This window comes from Halogeometricum limi (assembly GCF_900115785.1).
Classification (GTDB): domain Archaea; phylum Halobacteriota; class Halobacteria; order Halobacteriales; family Haloferacaceae; genus Halogeometricum; species Halogeometricum limi.
The window spans coordinates 250,863-272,718 of record NZ_FOYS01000001.1; the positions used below are offsets into that span (position 1 = coordinate 250,863).

The 21,856-nt window shown below is 67.3% G+C and carries 25 protein-coding genes and 1 pseudogene; 14 read left to right on the forward strand and 12 right to left on the reverse strand.

All coding sequences use genetic code 11. The features are described 5' to 3' along the window. Window positions 1-292: 292 nt before the first annotated feature. Both BM282_RS01290 and rio1 read right to left on the reverse strand, forming a co-directional pair. Window positions 293-835 carry a KH domain-containing protein gene (locus BM282_RS01290; protein WP_089876028.1) on the reverse strand — a complete coding sequence of 181 codons (543 nt, stop codon included), beginning with the start codon at window positions 833-835 and terminating at the stop codon, window positions 293-295. A gap of 110 nt (window positions 836-945) precedes the next feature. Further along, window positions 946-1,839, reverse strand: a complete 894-nt coding sequence (gene rio1 / locus BM282_RS01295) for a serine/threonine-protein kinase Rio1 (protein WP_089876030.1) — start codon at window positions 1,837-1,839, stop codon at window positions 946-948. 142 nt (window positions 1,840-1,981) lie between these two features. Here rio1 and BM282_RS01300 point away from each other — a divergent pair, with 142 nt between their 5' ends. Beyond that, complete coding sequence (locus tag BM282_RS01300) at window positions 1,982-3,625, forward strand: ArnT family glycosyltransferase (protein ID WP_089876032.1); 1,644 nt, start codon at window positions 1,982-1,984, stop codon at window positions 3,623-3,625. Window positions 3,626-3,736: 111 nt separating this feature from the next. On the opposite strand, the gene eif1A is transcribed toward BM282_RS01300, so the two are convergent. Continuing rightward, a complete protein-coding gene (gene eif1A, locus BM282_RS01305) occupies window positions 3,737-4,027 on the reverse strand; it encodes a translation initiation factor eIF-1A (RefSeq protein WP_089876033.1) in 291 nt (96 codons plus the stop codon). A gap of 92 nt (window positions 4,028-4,119) precedes the next feature. Between eif1A and BM282_RS18795 the strand changes: the two genes are divergently transcribed. After that, the gene (locus BM282_RS18795; protein ID WP_245758261.1) at window positions 4,120-4,299 is read left to right on the forward strand and encodes a DUF7470 family protein; all 180 of its coding nucleotides are present in this window, start codon (window positions 4,120-4,122) and stop codon (window positions 4,297-4,299) included. Window positions 4,300-4,301: 2 nt separating this feature from the next. On the opposite strand, the pseudogene BM282_RS01310 reads toward BM282_RS18795, so the two are convergent. Together BM282_RS01310 and BM282_RS01315 are read right to left on the reverse strand one after the other, a co-directional pair. Beyond that, window positions 4,302-5,102: pseudogene (locus BM282_RS01310) on the reverse strand (alpha/beta hydrolase fold domain-containing protein); the annotation flags it as partial. A gap of 16 nt (window positions 5,103-5,118) precedes the next feature. Then, window positions 5,119-6,114 (reverse strand): tyrosine--tRNA ligase, encoded by a 996-nt coding sequence (locus BM282_RS01315; RefSeq protein WP_089876035.1) that lies wholly within the window; start codon window positions 6,112-6,114, stop codon window positions 5,119-5,121. Between the two features lie 268 nt (window positions 6,115-6,382). Here BM282_RS01315 and BM282_RS01320 point away from each other — a divergent pair, with 268 nt between their 5' ends. Next, window positions 6,383-6,685, forward strand: a complete 303-nt coding sequence (locus tag BM282_RS01320; protein WP_089876037.1) for a PLDc N-terminal domain-containing protein — start codon at window positions 6,383-6,385, stop codon at window positions 6,683-6,685. 21 nt (window positions 6,686-6,706) lie between these two features. Here the strand turns inward: BM282_RS01320 and BM282_RS01325 are convergent, their stop codons facing one another. After that, on the reverse strand, window positions 6,707-7,156 hold the full coding sequence (locus tag BM282_RS01325) for a hypothetical protein (protein ID WP_089876039.1): 450 nt from the start codon (window positions 7,154-7,156) through the stop codon (window positions 6,707-6,709). 79 nt (window positions 7,157-7,235) lie between these two features. Further along, entirely contained in the window at window positions 7,236-9,215 is a 1,980-nt protein-coding gene (locus BM282_RS01330; protein ID WP_089876041.1) for a DUF460 domain-containing protein, read from the reverse strand. Between the two features lie 120 nt (window positions 9,216-9,335). Between BM282_RS01330 and BM282_RS01335 the strand changes: the two genes are divergently transcribed. After that, window positions 9,336-10,331 (forward strand): prohibitin family protein, encoded by a 996-nt coding sequence (locus BM282_RS01335; protein ID WP_089877286.1) that lies wholly within the window; start codon window positions 9,336-9,338, stop codon window positions 10,329-10,331. A 7-nt stretch (window positions 10,332-10,338) separates the two neighbouring features. After that, entirely contained in the window at window positions 10,339-10,680 is a 342-nt protein-coding gene (locus tag BM282_RS01340) for a hypothetical protein (protein ID WP_089876043.1), read from the forward strand. 15 nt (window positions 10,681-10,695) lie between these two features. Here BM282_RS01340 and BM282_RS01345 read toward each other — a convergent pair whose 3' ends face one another. Both BM282_RS01345 and rnz read right to left on the reverse strand, forming a co-directional pair. Continuing rightward, window positions 10,696-11,598, reverse strand: a complete 903-nt coding sequence (locus BM282_RS01345; protein ID WP_089876045.1) for a PhzF family phenazine biosynthesis protein — start codon at window positions 11,596-11,598, stop codon at window positions 10,696-10,698. 45 nt (window positions 11,599-11,643) lie between these two features. Beyond that, on the reverse strand, window positions 11,644-12,579 hold the full coding sequence (gene rnz / locus BM282_RS01350) for a ribonuclease Z (protein ID WP_175501362.1): 936 nt from the start codon (window positions 12,577-12,579) through the stop codon (window positions 11,644-11,646). Between the two features lie 96 nt (window positions 12,580-12,675). On the opposite strand from rnz, the gene BM282_RS01355 reads away from it, so the two are divergent. From BM282_RS01355 to BM282_RS01370, 4 genes are read left to right on the forward strand one after another with little or no spacing between them, the layout of a single operon-like run. Beyond that, window positions 12,676-13,179 carry an SHOCT domain-containing protein gene (locus tag BM282_RS01355; RefSeq protein WP_089876049.1) on the forward strand — a complete coding sequence of 168 codons (504 nt, stop codon included), beginning with the start codon at window positions 12,676-12,678 and terminating at the stop codon, window positions 13,177-13,179. 34 nt (window positions 13,180-13,213) lie between these two features. Next, complete coding sequence (locus BM282_RS01360; RefSeq protein WP_089876050.1) at window positions 13,214-14,254, forward strand: AAA family ATPase; 1,041 nt, start codon at window positions 13,214-13,216, stop codon at window positions 14,252-14,254. Next, window positions 14,254-14,859: a protein sorting system archaetidylserine decarboxylase gene (locus BM282_RS01365; protein ID WP_089876052.1), complete on the forward strand. Its 606-nt coding sequence runs from the start codon at window positions 14,254-14,256 to the stop codon at window positions 14,857-14,859. The genes BM282_RS01360 and BM282_RS01365 overlap by 1 nt, the downstream gene beginning before the upstream one ends. A 35-nt stretch (window positions 14,860-14,894) precedes the next feature. Continuing rightward, window positions 14,895-15,287, forward strand: coding sequence for a hypothetical protein (locus tag BM282_RS01370; protein ID WP_089876054.1), 393 nt, complete (start codon window positions 14,895-14,897; stop codon window positions 15,285-15,287). 15 nt (window positions 15,288-15,302) lie between these two features. Here BM282_RS01370 and BM282_RS01375 read toward each other — a convergent pair whose 3' ends face one another. Then, window positions 15,303-16,292 carry a methyltransferase domain-containing protein gene (locus BM282_RS01375; protein WP_089876055.1) on the reverse strand — a complete coding sequence of 330 codons (990 nt, stop codon included), beginning with the start codon at window positions 16,290-16,292 and terminating at the stop codon, window positions 15,303-15,305. Between the two features lie 101 nt (window positions 16,293-16,393). Between BM282_RS01375 and BM282_RS01380 the strand changes: the two genes are divergently transcribed. From BM282_RS01380 to BM282_RS01395, 4 genes are all read left to right on the forward strand, one after another. Beyond that, window positions 16,394-16,768 (forward strand): hypothetical protein, encoded by a 375-nt coding sequence (locus BM282_RS01380; protein WP_089877289.1) that lies wholly within the window; start codon window positions 16,394-16,396, stop codon window positions 16,766-16,768. A 37-nt stretch (window positions 16,769-16,805) separates the two neighbouring features. Next, entirely contained in the window at window positions 16,806-17,369 is a 564-nt protein-coding gene (locus BM282_RS01385; RefSeq protein WP_089876057.1) for a TATA-box-binding protein, read from the forward strand. A gap of 60 nt (window positions 17,370-17,429) precedes the next feature. Beyond that, the gene (locus BM282_RS01390) at window positions 17,430-17,816 is read left to right on the forward strand and encodes a DUF7473 family protein (protein ID WP_089876059.1); all 387 of its coding nucleotides are present in this window, start codon (window positions 17,430-17,432) and stop codon (window positions 17,814-17,816) included. Window positions 17,817-17,888: 72 nt separating this feature from the next. Next, on the forward strand, window positions 17,889-18,851 hold the full coding sequence (locus BM282_RS01395; RefSeq protein WP_089876061.1) for a CPBP family intramembrane glutamic endopeptidase: 963 nt from the start codon (window positions 17,889-17,891) through the stop codon (window positions 18,849-18,851). 30 nt (window positions 18,852-18,881) lie between these two features. Here BM282_RS01395 and hisG read toward each other — a convergent pair whose 3' ends face one another. Together hisG and BM282_RS01405 are read right to left on the reverse strand one after the other, a co-directional pair. Then, window positions 18,882-19,727: an ATP phosphoribosyltransferase gene (gene hisG, locus BM282_RS01400; protein WP_089876063.1), complete on the reverse strand. Its 846-nt coding sequence runs from the start codon at window positions 19,725-19,727 to the stop codon at window positions 18,882-18,884. Window positions 19,728-19,779: 52 nt separating this feature from the next. Next, window positions 19,780-20,307: a winged helix-turn-helix transcriptional regulator gene (locus BM282_RS01405; RefSeq protein ID WP_089876066.1), complete on the reverse strand. Its 528-nt coding sequence runs from the start codon at window positions 20,305-20,307 to the stop codon at window positions 19,780-19,782. Window positions 20,308-20,519: 212 nt separating this feature from the next. Between BM282_RS01405 and BM282_RS01410 the strand changes: the two genes are divergently transcribed. Then, the gene (locus tag BM282_RS01410) at window positions 20,520-21,821 is read left to right on the forward strand and encodes an amidohydrolase (RefSeq protein ID WP_089876068.1); all 1,302 of its coding nucleotides are present in this window, start codon (window positions 20,520-20,522) and stop codon (window positions 21,819-21,821) included. The last annotated feature ends 35 nt before the right edge of the window (window positions 21,822-21,856 follow it).

The window sequence follows — 21,856 nt, forward strand, 5'->3', positions numbered from 1 at the left end:
GTTGCCCCTGCTGCATTCGCTGAGACATACTCAGCCCATGGGTTGTTTGCGATTCTATAAAAAACTAACGCTCAACGGAGAGACAAACCGACACACGGGGGCGACGTACGCGTGATATTCGTTGGCACGAAACGGGGTGTATATATACTCAATCGACCGCCCGGACGGCGACGCTACTCCTCGCTCCCGTCTCGAACTGGGTCACGACTGCTGGACGGATTGTCCCCGTGCCAGAAGTCGTCGCTCGCGCGTACGGCGAAGAGAGAAGGTGCGTGCGAACGGACGCGCCGCGTCAGTCCGACGGCTGAACGTCGAAGTCGCGGGTGAGTTCGTTGTGCTTCCGTTCGAGGAACGAGTAGACGGCCCCGTGCGGCGCGCCGTCCAACAGCATCCCGGTGGCCCGGCGGACGGCCTCTACCTCTTCGGGTTGGCCGATGATGCCGAGCGTCGTCCCGCGGATGACGACTTCCGCACCCGACAGTTCCTCCATCAGTTCGCGCGTTCGGCCGTTCTCGCCGATGAGGCGGCCTTTCTGACGCTGGAGGTCGTTCTTGTTTCGCGTGTGCTCTTGCAGGTCGATGAGTTCGAACGTCCGCATCTCCTCGTCGAGGAGCGACAGTGCCGCCTCGGGCGTGAATCCACGACCGACCGCGCGCACGATGTCGGGGGCGACGAGTCCCGTCACCGGGTCACCGACGGTGTCGATGGCGACGGAACCGCTCTCGGAGTCGATATCCAGACGAACCTCGGCCCGACGCTCTATCTCGCGCATCGTCTCGCCGCCCTCGCCGATGAGGACGCCGATACGGTCCTGCGGGACCTTCACGTGTTGCATACCACCCGGTACCCGGTCGAGCGGTTTAAGGGTTTGTCCGGCGGCACGGGCCGTGTGGACGCGTCTCGTAGCCGTTCGGAGCGGTTTCGCGGAACCGACGTGACGTTCGCTCAGTTCGCTCCCGGTCCGTCCGGTTGCCCCGTCGGGTCCGCCTCCACCGCGGTGACGAACTCGTACAACTCGTCGGCCGACGTCTCCGTTCCCTGTCGCGAGAAGAACTTCGCCACGTTGCGGCAGTCGCGGCGGAGGAACTCCTCGGCGTTCGGGTGGTGGACGGTGACGGCCTGCCCGAGGTCGATAATGACGAGTTCCCCGTCGTGGATGATCATGTTGTACTCCGAGAGGTCGCCGTGGACGAGTCCGGCCGAGTGGAGACGACGCATGTACTCGCGGACGACGTCGTACGCCGTCTCGGGGTTCTCGACGTTCACCTCGGCGAGTCGCCGCGCCCGGTCCTCGACGAGGCCGACGAGTTCCATCACGAGGACGTTCCGTTCGACGGCGATGGGTTCGGGGACGCGAACGCCCGCTCGGCGGGCGCGAACGAGGTTCGCGTACTCTTTCTGCGTCCACGCGAGGACGACGCGCTTTTTGTCTTGGCCGATGCTCTCGAAGCGAGGGTCGCCTTCGAGGTAGTCGCGCATGTGCCGGAAGTCCGAGGCGTTTATCCGGTAGATTTTCACGGCGACGTCGGTGTTCTCGTCGCCGAGAGCCTCGTAGACGTTCGCCTCCTTCCCGGTCGATATCGGCCCGCCGAACGCGTCGATGTGGCCGTCCTGGACGAGTTTGTAGATGGCGGCGAACGTCGCGTCGTCGAACACCGACTGCTCGACCTTGAACTGGTCTGCGTCCTTCAGACGCTTCCGAAACTCGTCGAACTTGCGGTCCCGTTTCCGGGCGATACGGTCGGCTTCGGTGTCGGAGACGTCTATCTCCTCCCACTCGTCGCCCGGCGTGTCCACCTGGTCCGGCGCGATAAGGCCGAACTCCTCGCTCTCGGTCATCTACCTCTCCCTACGAGGGGGCGCGTGAAAAGGCCCGTCGGTCGTCCCGCCCCGACTCGTCCCGTCCGCCCGACCCGTTCTTTCGTCTCCGTTATCAGACACATAACCAAACCGCGGAGGTAACACGAACGGGGTACCAGCGATGGCTCCCCACTCACTCTCGACTGGGTCGCACGTCCCGTTCCGCGAGCGTGCGGCGTCCAGTTTCGGTATCGTCGTCTTACTCCTCGGCTTCGCCCTCTGGTACGGTACGAACCTCGCCGGCAGTTTCCACGTCGACGAGACGCTCTACGCGCAGTCCGGTCTCGCCGTCTTCCGCGGCAACCCCTACACGAACCCGACGCACGCGTTCGCCCCCACGGCGAAGTACTTCATCGGCCTCGGACAGGTGCTGTTCGGGCAGACGGCCGCCGCCGCCCGCGTCTTCGTCGCCGGGTTCGGTCTCGCGTCCGTCTACCTCACCTACCGTCTCACCGCGGCGCTTCGCGGGCGGGCGGCCGGACTCGTCGCCGCCCTCTTTCTCGGGACGTCGTATCCCTTCGCCACGCAGTCCGTCGTCGCCATGCTCGACGTGCCACTCGCGTGCTTCGTCGTCGCTCTCACCGTCGTCACACTCCGGTGGTTCCGCTCTCGCGACCCCGCGTGGTTGCCGTTCGTCGGTCTGTTCCTCGCCGCGACGGCGACGACGAAGGCGTACGGGTTCCTCTACGGACTCCCGCACGCTCTCTTCGTCGCCGGCGTCCTCGCTCGCCGGTACGGACTCCGGTCGCTCCCGCGTCGTTCGACGCCGTTTCTCGGCGGCCTCGTCACCACGCTCGCCGTCGTCTACCTGCCGCTCGTTCTCTTCTCGCATCCGCCCGCGCCCGCCGAGTACACGTCCGGCGTCCCCTTCGCGGCGACGGTGTTGGACCTTCCCGTCGTCGGCAACTTCGCCTACGTCTTCGGCGCGGCACTCCTGAAGAACCTCGTTCACACGGGAGACGGCCACGCCGTCGTCGTCGCCGGAACGGTCCACCAGTATCCGCCCGTCTGGTCGTACCTCTACTGGCTGTTCGAGGAGGGCGGGTCGCTCCTCTTCGGGAGTTTCGTCCTCGCCGCCGCCGCCGCGCTTCACGGAGCGTTCGTCCGCCGCGACGCCGAGTGGACGCTCCCCGCGGGAGCGATTCTCCTCCCGTTCGTCGCGCTGAGCCTCCTCACGGTGAAGTTCCCTCGGTACGTCCTGCCGCTCTATCCGCTCGTGTTCGCCGTCGGCGTCGTCGCCGCCCGCGACGTGCTCGCCGCCGTCCGTCGTTCGCTCCGGACGCAGGGGGTCCGGCTCACCCGGCCACGGGCGTCCGTCGTCGTCGTTCTCCTCGTCGCCGTCGCCCTCCTCGCGCCGCCGTCGGCGGCGTTGCAGTCGGCGACAGACCCCATCGAAACCGACGCCGGCTACGACGAGGCGGCCGAGTACGTCCAGACGTACGCCGCGAACCACCCCGACGAGACGGTGACGGTGCTCGTCTCCAGCGGGACGATTCGCATCCCGATGATGTACTACCTATCGGACGTGGAGAACGTCGAGGTGCGGAACTTCCAACTGAACGACGGCGTGACCGACGAACGCTACGCGGAGGCCAGAGCGGACGTCGAGAGCGGCGAGATAGACGTCGTCGTCGTCCGCGCGGACCAGCCTCGACTGGACGCGGCGTTCCGCGAGGTGGTCGAGACGAACGGCGAACTGGAACGGTCGGCACCGCAGATTCCGGGTGAGAACCGAGTCGAGGTGTACCGGGTGACGAGCGAGTGAACGGTCTCACGGACCGTGAGAAGCGAGCGACCGTCGTTGCGGAACGACGAGTAGAGCGAGGACGGGCGGGGTGTCCGACCGACGGAACGGCGACGAGTCGGACGGCAGTCGTCAGACGACGTGGCCTTCGTCTCTGAGTTGGTCGGCCTCGGACTTCTCGTAGCGCCAGGTCACGTCGGCCTTCTCGTCCTGCCAGTCCCACGGGTCGACGAGGACGACGTCGCCCTCGCGTATCCAGATGCGCTTCTGCATCCGACCCGGAATCCGGGCGGTTCGCTCGACGCCGTCGGCGCACCGGACTTTGATTCGGTTCGCACCCAGCATGTCCTCCACGACAGCGAACACCTCGTCGTCCTCGGGCATCCGCAGGTCACGACGCCCCGCGTTTTCGTTGTCGCTCATACCCCCGTGTTGGTCGGCTCGTCGTTTAAAACCGACGTTCGGTTGTCGATTCGGAACGGTACGCTTAGGTGACTGTCGCGGCGAACGCCGGTATGATCGACAAACTCGGCACGAAAGGTATCGCTGGTGTCGTTCTCCTCGTCGCCGGCATGGGACTCGTCGCCTACCAGGCACCCATCGTCGCCGCCGGACTCGCACTCGTCGTCGCCGGACTCGGCCTCGTCGCCTCCGGTCTCGTCCAGTCGGTGATGGGCGTCTTCGGGATGGCCTGACCTCACAACGCGTCTCTGAGCCACGAGAGCACCGTCTCGCGAATCTCGGGGTACCAGTACGACGAGTGCAGGTAGACGTGGTCCGCCCCCGGGTCGGTCCGCAGTCGCACCGCCGCGCCCGACGCGTCTAACGCCCCCGCCAACCCCTCCGAGGAGGCGACGGGTACCGTCTCGTCCGCCTCGCCGTGGAGGAGCAACGTCGGCGGCGCGTCCGCCGAGACGTACGCGACGGGCGAGGCGGCGTCGTATCGCTCGGACTCCTCCGCACGCGCCCCACCGAGGAACCGCCGGACGATATCGCTCTCTGCCTCGCGGAGGTCGTACAGTCCGCTCACGCCGACGGCGGCGTGGACCGTCGGTTCGGGGTCGTACTCGCCGAACCGACCCGCCGGCGCCAACGCGGCGAGGAGGGCGAGGTGCGCCCCCGCGGAGTGGCCGAACACCGCCACCCGATTCGGGTCGCCGCCGAGTTCCGCCGCGTGGTCGCGAACCCACGACAGACACGCCCGAACGTCGCGAATCTGCGCGGGAAACGTCGCCTCGTCGGACAGGCGGTACTCGACTTCGACGGCGAGATAGCCGTCGCTCGCGGCGTCCAGCGCCCACCGCGCGAACTGCCCGCGCGCGCCGGACTCCCACCCGCCGCCGTAGACGAAGACGACGACGGGCGCGCGTTCGGCGCTCTCCTGCCGGTAGGTGTCCACTCGGAGGTGGTCCGAGACGACGTGGTCGCGTTCGACTCGAACCGCCTCGCTCTCGGCTTCGTCGGTCACGGCTCGGAGGACGGTTCGTCGGCGAAAAAGCGTTGTTCTCCGAAAATCAGGAGCGCTGTTCGCGAATCTTCTCGCGGCCGGGCGCGACGAGTTCGTTCAGGTAGTCCGCGAGTGCGCCCTTCGCGTCCGCGGGGTGGAGTTCGCCCGAGTCGAGGTCCGCCGCCAGCGACTCGTAGTCGTCGTACTCCAGGTTGCCGCCGTACTTCTCGGGGCGTTCGACGACGACTTCGCCGAAGCGCGGGAAGACGTGGTACTCGAAAATCTGGAGGACGGGGTTGTCGCGGGCGTTGCCGTCGTCGTCGGGGTCGGGGTCGCGCGACGGCGGGCAGAACGCCTTGTTCACCTTCTCGCGGAGTTCTTCTTCCGAATCTTCCATCGAGATGGAGACGCCGGACGAGGAGGACATCTTGCCGACGCCCGTCGAGAGGTCCGAAATGAGCGGCGTGTGCAGACAGGTGGGTGCGTCCTCGCCGATGCTCGGCAGGGTGTCGCGAGCGAGCATGTGGACCTTCCGTTGCTCCATCCCGCCGATGGCGAGGTCCACGTCGAGGTAGACGACGTCGAGCGCCTGCATCAACGGGTAGACGGCGTGCGCGACGGTCACCGTGTCGCCGCCCTTTATCTCCGCCATCGCACGCTCGGCGCGGGAGAGCGACGTCTCCAGTTCGAGCGCGTGCAGGTCGAGCGCGTAGTTCTCCTCTAACTGGAACTCGGAGCCGAGGACGAACTCGGTGTGCTCTTCGTCCAGTCCGTAGGCGACGAACTGCTCTTGCATCCGCGTGGCCGTCTCTCGAATCTCGTCGAACGTGCCCTTCCCGTTGAGGTAGGCGTGGACGTCCGCAAGGAGGACGACGACTTCGAAGCCGGCCTCCTGTAACTGGATGAGTTTGTTGGCCGTCAGCATGTGGCCGATGTGGAGGACGCCGGAGGGTTCGTAGCCGACGTACGCCCGCTTTCCGTCGGGGTCTTCGGCTAACGAACGTACCTCGTCCTCCGTGACAACCTCGGAGGCGTTCCGGGTTATCTGGTCGTACGCGTCCATATCTGTTGGTGTCGGAGGGGTGGGATATGACTTCTGGAACTGTGTGGGTGGTTTGCTGGTCGGTCCACCGAAGGTGAGGTGTGATTTGTTCGTATGCGGTGTACTCTCGCTGTAACGCTACGGCTCACCGACGAAGCCGTCTGTGACGGCTGAGTCGGCCTCTTTTTGGTCCAGCTTTTTGCAAGGAGTGGTCGCGCTTCGCGCGACCCGACGCAGTAAAATGGTGGATGGGCAACCCTCATACTCGTCGCCCCGCTAGTCTCAGCCGATGGCAACGACGCGTTCACCGCTGTTCGTCCTCTCTGCGCTCGTCCTCGCGGCGTTCGTCCCACTGGCGGTCATGTGGGTGGCCGTCGCCGGGTGGAGCGGTATCGGCTATCTGCTCGGGTTCGCGCTCTACTTCCTCGTCTTCCACCTCGTGATTCCGGCCCGCGTGTACGTCCACGCCCGCGACAACGGCAGTAACGCCGTCCTCGCGTGGACGGCGCTCGCGTTCGTCCTGCCCGTTCTCGGCGCGGCCGTCTACTTCCTCGTCGGGATGGCGTTCGACCGGGTCGAACCGACCGCGTAGCGGGTGAGTTCGACCGGACGACTACACCACGAGCGACAGCACCGTCGTCGCGACGCCGTACGTCAGTCCCGTCGAGACGAGCAGTCCCGCGCCGCCGAGTCCGACGCCGTCACTCCGTTCCGTTCTCACCGACTCGTACCCCCGTGCAAGGAGGAAGACGGCCGAAAACAGGGCGAGTGCGCCCCCGGTGACGAACACGAGCGTCTCTCGCTGACCGCGCGAGACGAGTCGAATCGCGTCCGCCCACCGGAGACCGAACTGCACAGTCGCGAACAGCATCCCGCCGAAGGTGGCCGAGAGCAAGAGATTCGGAAGCCACTCCGGCGTCGGTCCGACCGAGAGCGCATCGCGGACGCGATTCGAAGTCGTGAACGGGAGGGCGAACAGGCCGGCGACGAGTCCGACGGCACCGCCGAACGCCACTGCGACGACGGCGGCGAACGCGACGCCACCGGGTGGGGAGAAGGGCATAGCTCAGAACTGCTGTCGGTGACCTTGAACGTTCGGTCGGGACGACTGCGCCGCGGTCGCCGTCGCCGCCGCCGCCGCGTCAGCGACTCTCGCTTCTCGTCTCCGCTCGGTGTTCGGAGATGATGCGGTCCATCATCTCGGACTGCTGTTCTTTCCGTCTGTCCTCCGCACGACGCTCCCAGTCCTCGATGACGTCGGCCAGGTCGTTCTCGCGGGCGACGGCGAGTTCGTCCACCTCCTGCATCGTCACGTCGTCCGCGGGGCCGACGGGTATCTCGTGGTCGAAGAGGACGTCGTCGGCGACGTCCGAGAGACCGCCCGTCCGGAGGACGACGCGGGGATTCGTCTCCGCGAGTCGCTCCGCGGTCGAACGGCCCGCCCCGGAGGCGTCGCGGAGGTAGACCACGTCGCCCGACGCGAGGCCGTACGCCTCGTCGGCCGCCTCGATGGCGTCCTTCGTGAACTGTTCGACCACTTTGACGGGGGCCAGATTCTTGTTCGTGTTCACGTCCGCGAAGTTCGAGTGGTCGAGTTTCCACAGTCGCTTCAGGCGTTCGAGTTTGCTCGACAACTCCTCGTTCTCCTCTTCGACCGAGGCGAGTTTTCGCTCCAAGCGGCCGTTGTCGCGTTCGAGACGCTGGACCTCTCTGCGCTCTCGGGCCTCGCGCCGTTCCTCTCGCTTGGCGTCCGAGAGCGCCTCTTTGTACTCCTCGATGGTCTCGTCTTTCTCTTCGACGGTCTGTTTCAGGTCCTCGGTGTGCGACTCCAGACGCTCGACCCGCCGTTCGAGGCGGCGAATCTTCCGCTCTTCCTCGGTGAGTTCGCGTTCCTCGTGGGTGGACTCGTCCTCCTCGTCGGGTTCCTCCTCGCCGTTCATCTCCCGGAGGACGGCTTCGACGGACTCCTCGCCGGCGACGACGCGCGAGATGACCTCGCCGCGTTCGATGTTCGGCGGGACTTTCCGCGAGATGCGCTGGAACTGGTTCTCGTGGGCGTCGAACGCGAACAGGGCCGCCGCGAGGGCGTCGCGTTCGTGGTCGTTCTCGTAGTCCACCTCGCGCGTCCGGTGGAGTTTCTCGTCCACCGGGAGGTCCGTCTCCGGATTCCACCCGGCGGCGTCGAAACTGCGGCGGAACTTCTCTACGGTCTCGGGCATCGGTTCGACGTCGGCGGCGACGATGACCGGTCGGCCGCGTTCGATGAGCCACTCGATTATCTCGGCGGTGTCCGCCGTCCGCGTCGACTGCACGTCGAGTTTGTTGCCGTCCAAGTCGATGACCGCCGCCGCCGTCGTCGTCCCGGGGTCGATGCCGACGATGACGTGGTCGCGGCGCTTCACGAGCGGTTCGAACTCGATGCCGTCGCGGCGTTCGCGGTCGATTTCCACCCGCGTGTCGCCCGCCCGCCCCGAGGAGACCGGGATGTCCGAGGGACGACCCTCCACGGTGAAGACGGCGTTCGAGTAGCCGCCGTACTTCTCCGTCACGTCCACCTCGTACTCCAGCCCCGCCTTCTTCAGGCGGTCCTCGACTTCCCGACTCCGTCGCTTCACGGACCCGTGGATGCGACGCGTGTAGCGGTCCTGGCTCCACCCGCCCTTTCCGGTCGAACGGCCGCGGGATACCTTCACGTTCGTCGTGTTGGTGAAGGCAGACACCTCGTAGCCGACGTTGACGGCGGCGAGTCGGGCCGCCGCCTCCGCCTCCTTCATCGGTTTCTTGCCGTACGGAATTCCGTGGCGGGAGGCGACTCTGGAGAGGGGTTCGGGACGCTCCGCGCCGGTCACCTGCACGAGTTTCGTCTCCGCGGGGAGCGAACGCAAGAAGTGGACGAGTTGGTCTTTGTCCGCGGCCAACTCGTACATGTTGTCCGTCGCGAGGATGGCCGGTCGTTCTCTCTCGACGAGTCGTCGTAGCTTCCGATGCGAGACGACGTCTCGGTCGATGTTCTCGCCGTCGAAAGCCACGACGGCGTACGAGGGGGAATCTCCGCGCACGTCGCCACTCTGGATGTCCACACCGAAGACGAGTGAGTCGAGCGCGCTCGTCCGGTCGTTCACAGCCCAGATTAGGAGTGTGTGAATATGAATCCCACGCCGCGGGGCGTCGCCCGGCAGTCGCGGAGTTTCAGTCCGCTTTTGATGCGAAAGTAACATATCGTGTCGGGACCGACGGCCCGTGTGAGCGCAGACATCTCCCCGCCCTCCTCCTCGCCCCAGTCGGTGGCGCGACTGGCGCTTATCGGTGGTATCGTCCTCCTCCTCCTCGCCGCGCCCGTCGCGGGCCTCCTCGCATGGGAACCCGTCGAAGAAGGGAACGTGAAAGTCGTGAAGAAGTGGGGTGCGACGACCGGTGAAGTGTTCGAACCCGGCGCGCACTTCATCAACCCCGTCTCGCAGTCGACGGCGTCGCTCTCCGTCCGCCCGCAGGCGTACACGATGTCCTCGCAGTCCGGCGAAGGACAGGAAGGACAGCGTGACGACGCCATCACCGTCCTGACCGAAGACGGCCTCAGAACCGACATCGACGTGACCGTCCGCTACCGCGTCGACGCCGGGAACGCCGTCAAGTTCTACAGCGACTACCGGACGCTCGGTGCGGCCGAAGAACGCCTCATCAGACCCTCTATCCGCTCTGTGCTCCGAACCGAGGCGGGTCGGCTTCGCGTCACCGAAATCTACACCGGCGAGGGGCAGACGCGTCTGAAGGCGGCGGCCGAGAAGGAACTCGCCGACGAGTTCGCACAGGCCGGTCTCATCCTCGAAGCCGTCCAGGTCCGCAACGTCGAACTCCCGCCGCAGTACGCCCAAGCGGTCGAACAGAAGGAGATAACCGAGCAACGCCGCCAGCAGAAACAGGACGAACTCGCGGTGGAGAAACTCGAAGCCGACCGCAAGCGCATCGCCGCGCAGGGTGAGGCGGACGCCAACCGCATCCTCTCGGCGTCGCTGGACCGACGCGTCCTCACGCAGAAGTACATCGAGAAACTCGACCAAACCGACACCGTCTACATCCCCGTCGGCGGCGACGGCTACCCGCAGTTCGTCCGCTCCATCGAACCCGGAGAGAACGCCGGAAACGCCTCGAACGTGACGGTCGACACCTCCAGTTCGGCGTCCGCGTCGTCGTCCGGCGCGAACGCGAGTTCGTCGGGCACCGGCACCGCGAGCGACTGAGACGACGATGCGTCTCCGTACCGAACTGCTCGTCGTCCTCGCACTCTTCGCCGCCGTCGGCGCACTCGCGCGGACGCCCGCCGGACGACTCGTCCTGCCGTTCGTGAGCCTCGCCGTCCTCCTCGGATTCGGCTACCTCCTCACGCGAGACGCCGCCTACGCTCGGACGACGCTCGGCGTCCGGTCGCGACTCCTCGACCGGTCGGCGGCGGAGGGCCACGACTGCGTCGCCTGCGGCGCGCCCGCGGCGACGACGCGTCGCTACGTCCGCGAGTTCGTCCTCCTCGGCGTCCCCGTCTTGCTCTTAGACGACGGGACGAACCGCTACTGCGCGGACTGTCTGGACTGACCGACGGGCGCGTCGCTACAGCAACGACCCCTCCGCGACGAACGCCACGCGGCCGCCGACGCGGACGGCTATCTCCTCTTCGTCGTCGCCGCCGTCGCCGCCGCCCGCCTCGGCTTCGAGGTGCAGTACCGACGGCCGACCCATCTCGTACCCCTGTTCGACGGAGACGGCTATCTCGCTCTCGCCGAAGTACTCGTAGTTCGCCAGATAGCCCGCGAGACACCCGTTCGCGCTCCCCGTCGCGGGGTCCTCGGGGACGCTGTAGCCCGGCGAGAACATCCGCGCGGCGAGGTGGTGGTCGTCCTCGCGCGGGTCCGCGCAGAACGGGAAGACGTTCTCGACGCCGGTGTCCGAGAGAAGCGAGTCGTACGCCGGGCGGTCGATGGAGATTCGGCCGAGTGCGTCGCGGTCGGTGAGCGGAACCAAGACGGCCGGGAGTCCGGTCGAGACGACCTGTACGGGCCAGTCGTGGTCGAGACTGGACTCGTCTATCCCGAGGACGCGGGCGAGGCGGGCGTGGTCGAGTTCCGCGCCGAACTCGGGGGCGTTCTGCGTCATCCAGTACGTCTCCCTGTCGCCGTCGCCGCGGACTTCGACGGGGATGTGGCCGACGGGGAGGTCCAGCACCACCTCGTCACCGGCGTCGAAGCGCTCTCTGAGGACGGCGGCCGTCCCGAGCGTCGGGTGTCCGGCGAACGGAATCTCCGACTTCGGCGTGAAGATACGGACGGACCACGCGCCGTCGTCGTTCGGCGCGTCCCCCTCGACGAACGTCGTCTCCGAGTAGTTCATCTCCCGGGCGATATCGAGCATCTCCTCGTCGGAGAGCGACGCGCCGTCTTCGACGACGGCCAACTGGTTGCCGGCGTAGCGCCGTTCGGCGAACACGTCGACGAGGTGGAACGGGTTCCGCGTCATGTCGCAGGGTGCGTCGGCTTCGGAGAAAAGGCTACGGTGGGTGTGCTACTCGCTGTCGTCGGCGTCGGGGTACGGCACGTCCACCTTCTGGCCGTCGTCCGGCACGAACGCCTCGCCGTCGAACGCCGCGCGGGCCTCGTTCTCGATGGGCGAGGCGTTGCCGGCGTACCGCGAGGAGATGTGCGTGAGCGCCAGTCGCTTCGCGCCCGCACGGGTGGCTATCTCCGCCGCCTCGCGCCCGGTGGAGTGGCCCGTCCCGCGCGCTCTGTCCGCTCTGTCCTCGGCGAACGTCGCGTCGTGGACGAGCAAGTCCGGTTCGTCGGCGGCGCTCACCGTCGCGTCGACGGGGCGGGTGTCGCCGGTGTAGACGAGTTTCCGACCGGGACGCGGGTCGCCGACGACCTGTTCGGGGTCGACGACGGTGCCGTCCTCCAACTCGACGGACTCGCCCTCGTGCAGGCGGCCGAAGGCGGGACCGACGGGGACGCCGAGTTCCTCCGCCTTCTCGCGGTCGAACCGCCCGGGCCTGTCGTCTTCGACGAGCGCGTACCCCATCGACCGGACGTTTCGGTGCACGGTCTCGAACGTCCGAATCTCGTAGTCGTCGCCGGAGAGCGCGACGTTTCCGGGCCGCACTTCGTGGATGTTGACGGGGTAGCCCGGTCGGTAGCCCGCGACGTTGACGAGGCTCTGCAGGTGGCGTTTCGACCCCGGTGGCGCGTGGATAGCGAGGGGTTCCTCTCGGTCGTTGAAGTCCCACGTCTGAATCAGGCCGGGAATCCCGAGGACGTGGTCGCCGTGGAGGTGCGTGACGAACAGGTGCGAGACGGTGAATCCCGTCCCGAAGCGCATCATCTGCCGCTGGGTGCCCTCACCGCAGTCGAACAGCAGTCGCTCGCCGTCGCGGTTCACGAGGAGGGCACTGGGGCCTCGTTCGGTCGTCGGCACCGCCCCACCGGTCCCGAGGAACGTCACGCGCATCGACATGGTTCGACTGAGTGGGGGCCGCGGTAAACCCGTGTCGAATCGCACGGACCGGGCACGTACGTTTTTCTCGTCAGCCGAACGAATAGACGTATGAGCGACCGGCGCCGCGACGACGAGCAGTCGCACCGGTGGGACGGACCGTGGCGGGGCGAGTGGTGGGACGACGACGAAGACGACGGTGAACTCGCTGGTATCGCCGCCCTCCTCGTCCTCGGCCTCGGTCTCGCTTCGCTGTTCGGCCTCGTCCCCCTCGGCCCGTTCTGGGCCATCTTCGCCATCGGGTTCGCCGTCGTCGTCCCCCTCGTCGCCATCCTCGAAGAGCGGTTCCGGGGGTCGGACGACGCCGAGGTCCCTCGCGAGTCCGAGGTTCGGTCCGAGCGCACCGACCAGACCGACGACGACTCCCTCGACGCCGCCCTCGACAGACTCCGTGACCGCTACGCCCGCGGTGACCTCTCCGACGAACAGTTCGAGCACAAACTCGAAGTGCTGTTGGAGACCGACACGCCCGAGAGCGCCCGCGAACGGACCGAGCGACGGCGGCGAGAGACCGAGCGTGAACGCGGACGGGAATCACCCGAGACGGAGACGTAGGGTTTCTTACCGCCCGAACGACTAGCCGAGTCCGATGGACGCGCCCCTGTGGACGGAGACACACGCGCCCTCGTTGTCCGACCTCCCGCAGTCGGAGGTCCGCGACCGACTGGGCCGCACGGTGGACGAACCGATGAACCTCGTACTGCAGGGTCCACCGGGCGTCGGGAAGACGGCGGCCGTCCGCGCACTCGCCCGCGAGGCGCACGCGGACCCGGACAACGACCTCGTCGAGATAAACGTCGCCGACTTCTTCTCGCGGACGAAAAAGCAGATTCGACAGGACCCGCGCTTCGAGCAGTTTCTCACCGGTCGGAGTCGGATGGCCAAGCGCGACATGATAAGCCGCGTGCTGAAGGAGTCGGCGGGCTACGCCCCCGTCTCCGGGCAGTACAAGACCATTCTCCTCGACAACGCCGAACACATCCGCGAGGACTTCCAGCAGGCGCTTCGTCGCGTGATGGAGAAACACCACCGGACGACGCAGTTCGTCATCACGACGCGCCAACCGACGAAGCTCATCCCGCCGATTCGCTCGCGGTGCTTCCCCGTCCCCGTCCGCGCCCCTTCCACGGACGAGACGAAGACGATTCTCGCGAACGTCGCCGACGCGGAAGACGTGGAGTACGAGTCGATGGCGCTCGACATCGTCGCCTCGAAGGCCGACGGCAACCTTCGCGAGGCCATCTTGGCCGCGCAGAGCGCGTCGGTGGCAGGCGACGGCGAGATTACGATGCAGTCGGCGCAGACGGCCCTGTCCTCCGTCGGCCACGACGACGACCTGAAGGATATCCTGGAGACGGCCCGCGACGGCGACGTGACGGACGCCCGAAAGACCATCACGACGCTTCTGGACGACGAGGGGTACGAGGGCCAAGAACTCCTGCGTGACCTCCTCGCTATCGCCGACAAATACCCCGAAGAGTTCGGCGAGTCGGACGTGGTGCGTCTGCATCGCCTCGCGGGTGGCGTCGACGTGGACCTCGCCGAGGGACTGGACGACCGACTCCATCTCACGCACCTGCTGTCGGCGTGGGCGACGGGCCAACACGAACTCGACGAGGAGGTGGCCTGATGCGGTACGCTCCCGGCGTGCAGCGATTCGCGCTTCCGGCGTTCCTCGTGGCGGCCGTATTCGCCGTCCTCGCACCACCGCTCTCTCTCGTCGCCCTCCTCGCCGGCGGGTTCGTCCTCTGGTTCTTCCGCGACCCCGAGCGAACTCCGTCCGCGCCGGGCGTCGTCTCGCCCGCCGACGGCCGCGTCTCCGTCGTCCGCGAGGAGGGCGAACAGCTCCGAATAGGGGTGTTCATGAACGTCACCGACGTGCACGTCAACCGCGCGCCGTTCGACGCGACGGTCGAACGGGTCACCCACCGCGACGGGGCGCATCTCCCGGCGTTCTCGAAGGAGTCCGAACGGAACGAACGCGTCGACGTCGACCTCTCGACCGACGACGGCCCGGCGGAACTGTCGCTCATCGCGGGCGCGTTCGCCCGGCGAATCCACCCCTACGTCGAGGCGGGTGACGGCCTCGAACGCGGGCAACGACTCGGCCACATCGACTTCGGAAGCCGAGCGGACGTGCTGTTGCCGCCGTGCTACGACCGCGAGGACGTGACCGTCGACGTCGGCGATACGCTCCGCGCCGGTGAGTCGGTCGTCGCGTATCGTGACGAATAACCAATAGTTATTACCTCGAACTCCGAGACTCGACCGTGCCAACTCCCTCCAGATGGTGGTACGGCGTTGCCCTCTTCCCCGTCGTCGTCCTCACGACCGTCGTCTCTCGGTTCGGACTGCGTCGGTTCACCGCCGTCGCGATGGCCAACTCGACGTCGAACGACGACGCCCTCGTCGGCCTCGTCGCCTTCGTCGTCTCGATACTCGCGGACTACCTCGGTGTCCTCGTCGCGCTACTCGTCGTGACGTTCGTCGCTCTCGACGTGCGCGCACTCCGAGACGGGAACGCGTGGCGCCCGAGTCGCGCGTGGATACTCGCGGGAGTCGCTCACCTCGTGGGGGCCGTGTTCTCGCCGGCCCTCCTCCTTTCGGTGCCGTCGCTCACGTACTACCTCTACAGACGGCGAGAACGAGTCGGTCTGACCTGACCCGCGCTCTCGAACTCAGCGACGCGAGAGGACGAGAACGTGTCTGTCGAGCGACTTGTGAACCCGTCGCTCGAAGCGGTCGTCCACGCGCCACCCGGCCGCCTCGGCTTCGTCGTCCCACGGCCTGTCGGCGACGAGGACGGCGGCGGGGGCGACGCGGACGGCCTCCGAGAGCGCACCCTCCACGAGGTCCGAGAGTTCGTGTCTGGCTATCTTCGACTGGCGACCGTAGGGTGCATCGAAGACGACGGCGTCGGCGGCGTCGTCGCGGAGGGGAAGCGCGGTGGCGTCGCCGCGCACCACGTCCCAGTCGGCGTCGGGGAGGAGCGCAGCGAGGTTCTCGCGCGCCCCGCGGGCCATCTTCCACTGGGCGTCGTTGCCGACGCCGCGCGCGCCGACGAGTCCCGCTTCGAGGAGGATGCCGCCGGTGCCGCACATCGGGTCGACGACGGTGGCGTCCGGGAGTGCGGGTCCGGCGGCGAGGTTGACGTACGCGCGGGCGTCCATCGGGTCCATGCTCCCCGGTTGGAAGAACGGTCGGTCCGTCGGCGACCGAGTGCCGAAGTCGCGGACGCTGGCGGCCGCCTCCCACGCGAGGAGGCAGGTGTCCGCAGAGAAGAGGGCGCGGAGGACGTGGTCCGGGTCGTCCAAATCGACCGCGAACCCGCGGTCGACGAGGACGCCACCGAGGGCGCGTTCGGCCGCCGACGTACTCACGTCGGACGAGGAGCGAACGTCGCGGCCGCGGACGGCGACGCTCCCCTCGCGGTCGAACGACGCCGCGGTGAGGAGGGCGACTGCGCTCTCCACGCTGGCGTCGGTCCGACCGACGAGTTCGGAGACGTGATGCGTGTACGCGAGCGTCGGCACGCGGTCCAGACGGACCCCGCGGGCCGTCGCGAGTCCGGGGGCGACTCGGTCGACGGCCGTCGCGGCGGCCCGTTCGGCTTCGAGGATGGCGAAGGCTTCGTCGGACGCCTCGCCGGCGAGTTCGAGGCAGTACACGGTCTGTGGTGTCTATCCGCGAGTATCAGGGTGTCGATGCGGTCCACGCCGCCGCCGCCGAGGGGCGGACGTATAAGTCGACGGAGCCGTTCTCTCCGACGATGACCGCCCTGCAGTCGGCTCCGACCGTCTCGCCGGTCCCTCTCCTCGACGCCGTGCTGTGGGTCCTCGCCGTCGGGTTCTACGGCGTCGGCGACTACCTCACCACCGTCGCGGCGACGACGCGTTCCGGGGCACGCGAGACGAACCCGTTCGTCCGCGGACTGTTCGAACGGGTACCCGTCCGACCCGCCGTCTCCTTCGCCGTCGCGAAACTCCTCGCTTTCGGGTGTTTCACCGCGGGCTATCTCTCCGTCGCCCAGTCGCCGTTTCGGACGCTGATTCCGGGGTCCGTCGCCGTCATCGGCGTTCTCGTGACGGTCCAGAACGTTCGCGTTCTCGGCGTCGGCGGTTTCGCGAGGCGCGGACCGTACTAACCTTTTTCAACCTTAAATACGTCATTTAAGTCGTCGCATGACCGACCCCAAGGATACTATCAACATCGAGAACGTCGTCGCCTCGACCGGTATCGGTCAGGAACTCGATCTCCAAAGTGTGGCGATGGACCTCGAGGGTGCGGACTACGACCCCGAGCAGTTTCCCGGACTCGTCTACCGGACGCAAGAACCCAAGTCTGCGGCGCTCATCTTTCGCTCTGGCAAGATCGTCTGTACCGGCGCGAAGTCGACTGACGACGTGCACGAGAGCCTCGAAATCGTCTTCGACAAACTCCGTGCGCTCCAGATACCCGTCGAAGACGACCCCGAGATAACGGTCCAGAACATCGTCACCTCGGCGGACCTCGGCAGCAACCTCAATCTCAACGCTATCGCTATCGGTCTCGGACTGGAAAACATCGAGTACGAACCCGAACAGTTCCCCGGGTTGGTCTACCGCCTCGACTCCCCGGAGGTCGTCGCACTCCTCTTCGGGTCGGGCAAACTCGTCATCACGGGGGGGAAACAGCCGTCCGACGCCGCGGAGGCGGTGGACGAAATCGTCTCTCGACTGAGCGACCTCGGTCTGTACGACGGCTGACCGAACGCCCACGCGTCTCGAATGTACGCGCCTAAGTCGACGGCGTCCGTGGCTTCCCACATGACGATTCTCGTCACACCGCTGCAGTCGGGTGCCGCCGGGAGTCCCGCCGCCGCCGTCGCGGGGACGTTCGCCTCGCTGGCGCTGTTTCTCTCCGTAACCGCGCACATCGCCGCGAGAAACGTCCTCGCCGACGTCCCCGTCAAGTACGCGTTCGTCGTCGGTCCCGTCCCGGCGGCCGTCGCCGTCGTCTTCACGACGTTCGGACTGAACGCGTTCGTCGGCATCCTCCTCGCCGTCGCCTTGGACGGTGTCGCGATTCACTACCTCTACGGGGAGTCGCCCCGCCTGTCGACGTACGTCACGTTCATCCACGTCGTCGTCACCATCATTCTCGGCGTCGTGGTGTTCGGTCTCCTCACGCTTCTGAGCACGGCACCGACCTGACGCGCCTCGCTTCGTTCCGCTTCGCCGCCCGCACGCGACCATCTTCTTGTCGAACCCGTCCGAACGACCGGTGTGAACGCTCCGCGCCCGACACGCCGCGCCCGTCTCGTCGCTCTCGTCTGGAACGGCGAGGAACGCCGTCCGACGGCACCGGTTCGGTTGATTCTCGCCGTCGTCGTCCTCTTCGCCGCTCTCGTCGTCGCCGGACTGGTCGTCGCACTCGTCGTCGGGCCGGCGGGGCCGCCGTCGACCGTCGTCTCGTTCGCGCAGTTTGTGCTCCTCACCGCCCTCACGTTCGGCCTCGCCGTCGTCGTCGACCGCCGGACGATAGCCGACCTCGGACTCGGGTTCGACCGCGACTGGTGGCTGGACCTCGGGTTCGGCCTCGTCCTCGGTGGGGTTCTCATGACCGCCATCTTCGTCGTCGCCCTCGCGGCCGGGTGGGTTCGCGTCGAGGGAACGTTCACCGGCGGGTCGCGCGGGTTCCTCCTCGGATTCGCCCTCCTGACGGTCCAGTTTCTCGGCGTCGGTATCTCCGAAGAACTCCTCGTCCGCGGCTACCTCCTCACGAACGTCGCCGAGGGGTTCGCCCAGTCGGTCTCCCGCGGTGCGGCGGCGGCCGTCGCCATCCTCGTCTCCTCCGTCCTCTTCGGCGTCGCACACCTCTCGAACCCGAACGCGACGCTCGTGAGTGCGCTGGGTATCTCGCTCGCCGGTGTGCTACTGGGACTGCCATATCTCCTGACGGACGAACTCGCCATCCCCATCGGGATTCATATCTCGTGGAACCTCTCTCAGGGCGGCGTGTACGGCTTCGCCGTCAGCGGACTCGGCGTCGGCGCGAACGTCATCGACACCGCGGAAACCGGTCCCGATGTCTTCACGGGCGGGGCGTTCGGCCCCGAAGCGGGACTGTTGGGCGTCGCCGCCGTCGTCCTCGGGACGGGCCTCGTCGTCTGGTACGTCCGATGGCGGTACGGCGAGGTTCGACTCGCGCCCGGCGTGTTCGCGCCGGAGTTGCGGTGGCGAGGCTGACTTCGCTGCCGGGTCACCGGGACGGGACGCCTACTCCACCAACCGCTCTATCTCGGTGACGAGGATGCCCGACGCGCCGACGTCTTTCAGGTCGTTGACCACCTCGAAGACGTGCCGTTCGTCGACGACGGCGTGGACGGCGACGGCGTCGTCGCCGGCCACGTCCATCACCGTCGGGCCGCCCAGTCCCGGCAGTACCTCGCGGATGTCGTCCAGTCGGTCGCGCGGCGCGTTCATCATCAGGTAGCGTTTGTCTTCTGCGGCGAGGACGGACCGGAACGCCGTCACCAACTGTTCGACCTTCGGGTCGTCGACCACGTCGGGGTGCGCGAACAGGCGGACGGACGACTCAAGCACTTCGTCGACGATAGCGAGGCGGTTCACGCGGAGCGTCGTCCCCGTCGAGGTGATGTCGATGATGGCGTCGGCCATCTCGACGTGCGGGGTGAGTTCCGTCGCGCCCGTCACCTCGACGACGTCGGCGTCGATTCCCTTCTTCGCGAAGTAGTCGCGGGCGACGGTGGGGAACTCCGTCGCCACCGTCTTGCCGGCCACGTCCTCGACGGACGTGATGTCGCCGTCTTCGGGCGCGGCGAGGACCAACCGGCACGAACCGAACTCCAGGTCGACCAGTTCGTCGAGTTCGTGGCCGGACTCGCGCATCTGGTCGAGTCCGGTGATGCCCACCTCGGCAGCCCCGTCGCGGACGTATTCGGGGATATCCGCGGCGCGAGCGAACAGAATCGTCACGTCGGGGTCGACGGTGTCGGCGTACAGTTTTCGGTCCGCTCCGTTCTTCACGTGGAGTCCGGCGCGTTCGAGGAGTTCGACGGTCGGGTCGTGCAGACGCCCCTTGTTGGGCACGGCGATACGCATACCGTCTTCTCACGGCGGCGTGACCTACGCCTTTCGCTCCCGACGAGAGCGGTCAGTCGGCGTCGACCGGTCGCTCCGCGGTTCCGCCACCACCGGTCTCCGCGCCGTGTTCGACGGCGACGACGCGGTCCGTGTCGAGACGGGAGACGACGGCTTCGGTCGCCGCCGGGCGCGTGAGGACGAGCGTCACGCGATTTCGGATGTCGCGCTCTTTTCGGACGACGCCCTCGGCTTCGAGGTGGCCGACGTGCCACTCCAGCGTACTCCGGGCGACGCCGACTTCCTCCGTGAGTTCGGCCGGTCGGGCCTCGCCGTCTTCGAGGAGTGCGTCGAGGACGTTCCGCGCCGTCTCGCGGTGGTAGAGGGCGATGGCGGCGCGTTCCCACGCGGTGACCGCCGGGCCGTAGTAGTGCGTTCGCCCGTAGAACGCCTCGCGGGCGAGTTCGCCCGTCTCGACGAGGCGGCGGACGTGATGTTGGACCTGTCCGGGGGCGAGGTCCAACGACCGGACGAGGCCGTTGAAGTGGACGCCCGGGTGCGAATCGACGTACGTTCGAATCTGGGTTCGTGTCTCGGTCATCTGTCGCTCCCGCCGACGCGCCGGGACGACGCGCCGATGTTACCATCGTCTCGGTGTTCGCTCGGCGTAAGTGGGGTCGGCGATTCTCGCACCTCGGGAATCGGTCCGTTCGGCGGCGCTCCGCGCGAGAAATCGCGTTTCGACCGTCTCGAAGCGGGGCGCTCGCGTCCGAACCCGATGGAGTGATACGCAAGCCGTCGGTACGGCCGTCCGTGAACACGCTCTGTATCATCGGCGGGCGCGTCCTCCGCCCCGACTGTCGCGTCGAACCCGCGGACGTGGTCGTCGACCGAGACTCCGGGAACGTCGCCGACGTGGGCGAGAACGCCGCCGCCGACTACGACGCCGACGAGACGCTGGACGCCGAGGGCTGTGTCGTGATGCCCGGACTCGTCAACGCGCACACGCACGTCGCCATGACGCTCCTGCGAGGCTACGCCGACGACAAACCGCTCGGGTCGTGGCTTCGCGAGGACATCTGGCCCGCAGAAGCCGCCCTCGAAGCCGACGACGTCCGCGCCGGGACGGAACTCGGTATCGTCGAGATGATTCGCTCGGGGACGACGGCGTTCGCGGACATGTACTTCGAGGTGCCCAAAGTCGTCGCCGCCGTCGAGGAGTCGGGCGTCCGCGCCCGCCTCGGCCACGGCGTCGTCACCGTCGCGAAGGACGACGAGGACGCCGCCGCCGACGTCGAAGAGAGCCTCTCGGTCGCCCGCGAGTTCGACGGTGCCGCCGACGGGCGAGTGCGGACGGCGTTCATGCCCCACTCGCTCACCACCGTCGGCGAGGACTTCCTCCGAGAGGCGACGGCGACGGCCCGCGAGGACGGGATTCCGCTGCACTTCCACGCGAACGAGACGACGGACGAAGTGTCACCCATCGTCGACGACTACGAGAAGCGACCGCTGTCGTACGCCGACGACCTGGGGATGCTCACCGAGGACGACTTCGTCGCCCACGGCGTCCACGTCGACACAGAGGAGATAGAACTGCTCGCCGCGCGCGGGACGAGCGTCGTCCACTGCCCCGCCTCGAACATGAAACTCGCCTCCGGCATCGCGCCGGTCCAGGAGATGCTCGACGCGGGCGTCAACGTCGGTATCGGAACCGACGGGGCCGCCTCGAACAACGACTTGGACGTGTTCGACGAACTGCGCGACGCCGCGATGCTCGGCAAACTCGGCGCGGACGACGCCTCCGCCGTCCCCGCGGAAGCGGCCGTCACCGCCGCGACGGCCGGAAGCGCCGACGCCATCGGACTCCCCGGCGGTCGAATCAAGACCGGAGCGCCCGCCGATATCGCCGTCGTTGATTTCGACGCGGCGCACCTCGCGCCCGCCCACGACGTGGTGAGCCACCTCGCCTACGCCGTCCGCGGGTCGGACGTACGCCACACCGTCTGCGACGGGCAGGTGCTGATGGAGGACGGAGCGGTGCTGACGCTGGACGAGAAGCGAGTGGTCGAAGAAGCGAGAGAACGGGCGGACGCGTTGGCAGAGCGGGCCGGGTAACCCCGGTCCGCCGACTTTCGCTTCCTGGTAAATTG